Consider the following 1891-nt stretch of genomic DNA (forward strand, 5'->3'; position numbering starts at 1 on the left):
CGCCGGTGCCGCACCATCGCCATCAGCGGCACCACGCCGGAGCCGCCGCCGACCAGGAGGACCGGCCCGCCGTCGCTCGCCTCCCAGATGAAATGGCCGCCGAGCGGTCCGCGCAATTCGATCTCGTCGCCGACCGCCGCCACATCGTGGAAGAAGGGCGAAACCTCGCCGTCGTCGAGCCGCTCGATCGCCAGCTCGATGCCGGCGCCTGCTTCCGGTGCCGAGGCGATGGAATAGGAACGGCGCGCCTGATAGCCGTCCGGCGCCGTCAGCCTGACGTCGACATGCTGCCCCGCCAGATGGGTAAACGGCCGCGACGGCTGGAACCAGAAGCTGGTGACGCGCGGCGTGCGCTTTTCGATGCGGCTGATCGTGGCCGTCTGCCACGGCGACTGCGGCTGCGGTTCGGCGCTCATGGATTGCCACTCATAGATCGCCACTCACGGATCGCCACTCACGAATCGCTTGAATAGCGCTGCTCACGCCACGGGTCGCCATACATGTGATAGCCGTGTAGCTCCCAGAAGCCGGGCTCGTCGCGCTCGGTGAATTGCAGGCCGTTTACCCATTTGGCCGATTTCCAGAAATAGAGATGCGGCACCAGAAGCCGCGCCGGGCCGCCATGGTCGGCGGTGATCGGCTTGCCGTCGTAAAGCAGCGCCACCATCGCCTTGCCGGTGACGAGGTCCTTGGCCGGCACATTGGTGGAATAGCCATCGAAGGAGAGCGCCAGCGTGAAGGCGGTGGGCGGCTCGATGCCGGCATCGGCGAGGATGTCGTCGATCAGCACGCCCTGCCAGGGCGTGTTGAACTTGGTCCATGCCGTCACGCAATGGATGTCGCGAGTCATCTTGCTCTGCGGCAGGGCGTTGAATTCCGCCCAGCTCCATTTCTTGATCGGCTTTGGCCCGTGCTTGAGCGTGAACGACCAGTCCTCCGTGCGCACGCGCGGCGTCGGCCCTGCAGAGAGCACCGGAAAACCTTGTTCCAGATATTGTCCCGGCGGGATGCGCGCGTCTGTGTCGGAAGGAGGACGCCGTCCGGAAAAGAAGCCGCGGGTGACCAATGAGATGCCTCCTGTGACCAGGCCGCTTGCCGGCGCATGGCAGTGTTCTCGAAGACGTCCCCGCGGGCAACCGAAATCTAGTCGCCGAAGCCTGCCGGCAATGCCGGCAGGCTCCATTGAAGTTTCTCAGCCGGCGGCGAAGGGCACGGCGACGAAGATCTGCGCGTCGCCGCGGTCGACCAGCAAAAGCACCGACTTCTTGCCCGACTTGCCGGCCTCGGCGATCGCCTGGTTTGCCTGCCTTGCGCTCTTGACCGGCGTGCGGTCGACCGCAATGATGACATCGCCCGGCTCGAGGCCGGCGGCCGAGGCCGCCTTGTCCGGATTGACACGCTCGACCACGGCGCCGCGCTGGTTGTCGGCGAGGTTGAGCTGCTCGCGAATGTCGGGCGTGAGATCGGTCAGGCCAAGGCCGAGCGACGGTACGCGCAGGCCCTGTTCGGCCGATGGCTTGCCGCCTTCTCCATTCGACGCGGTCTTCTGGTCTTCGGTGTTGCGGCCGACATCGGCCGATATCTGCATCACCTTGCCGTTGCGCCAGACGTCGAGCGTTTCCTTGGCGCCAGGCGAGACATCCGCGACCGCGCGCGAAAGATCCTTCGGATCCTTGATCTCCTGGCCGCCGAACCCGGTGATCACGTCGCCGGTCTCGATGCCGGCCTTGGCCGCGGGCGAGCCGTCGGTGACCGCGGCGACCAGCGCGCCGCCCGGATGGTCGAGGCCGATGGCGCTGGCGACATCCTGCGTCACCGGCTGGATCTGCACGCCGAGATAGCCGTATTCGATGTTGCCGCCTTTCATCAGCTTGGCGACGACCTTCTCCGC

General features: G+C 66.2%; 3 protein-coding genes. All 3 read right to left on the reverse strand.

Annotated elements, in window-relative coordinates:
- A partial coding sequence (locus EOA29_RS34880) for an FAD-binding oxidoreductase (RefSeq protein ID WP_245468704.1) occupies positions 1 to 416 on the reverse strand: 416 nt, incomplete at its 3' end.
- A gap of 38 nt (positions 417 to 454) precedes the next feature.
- Positions 455 to 1066: a sulfite oxidase-like oxidoreductase gene (locus tag EOA29_RS34885; RefSeq protein WP_126090672.1), complete on the reverse strand. Its 612-nt coding sequence runs from the start codon at positions 1064 to 1066 to the stop codon at positions 455 to 457.
- A 126-nt stretch (positions 1067 to 1192) separates the two neighbouring features.
- A partial coding sequence (locus EOA29_RS34890) for a PDZ domain-containing protein (protein ID WP_127222290.1) occupies positions 1193 to 1891 on the reverse strand: 699 nt, incomplete at its 5' end.

Source organism: Mesorhizobium sp. M1E.F.Ca.ET.063.01.1.1 (assembly GCF_003998155.1).
GTDB lineage: Bacteria > Pseudomonadota > Alphaproteobacteria > Rhizobiales > Rhizobiaceae > Mesorhizobium.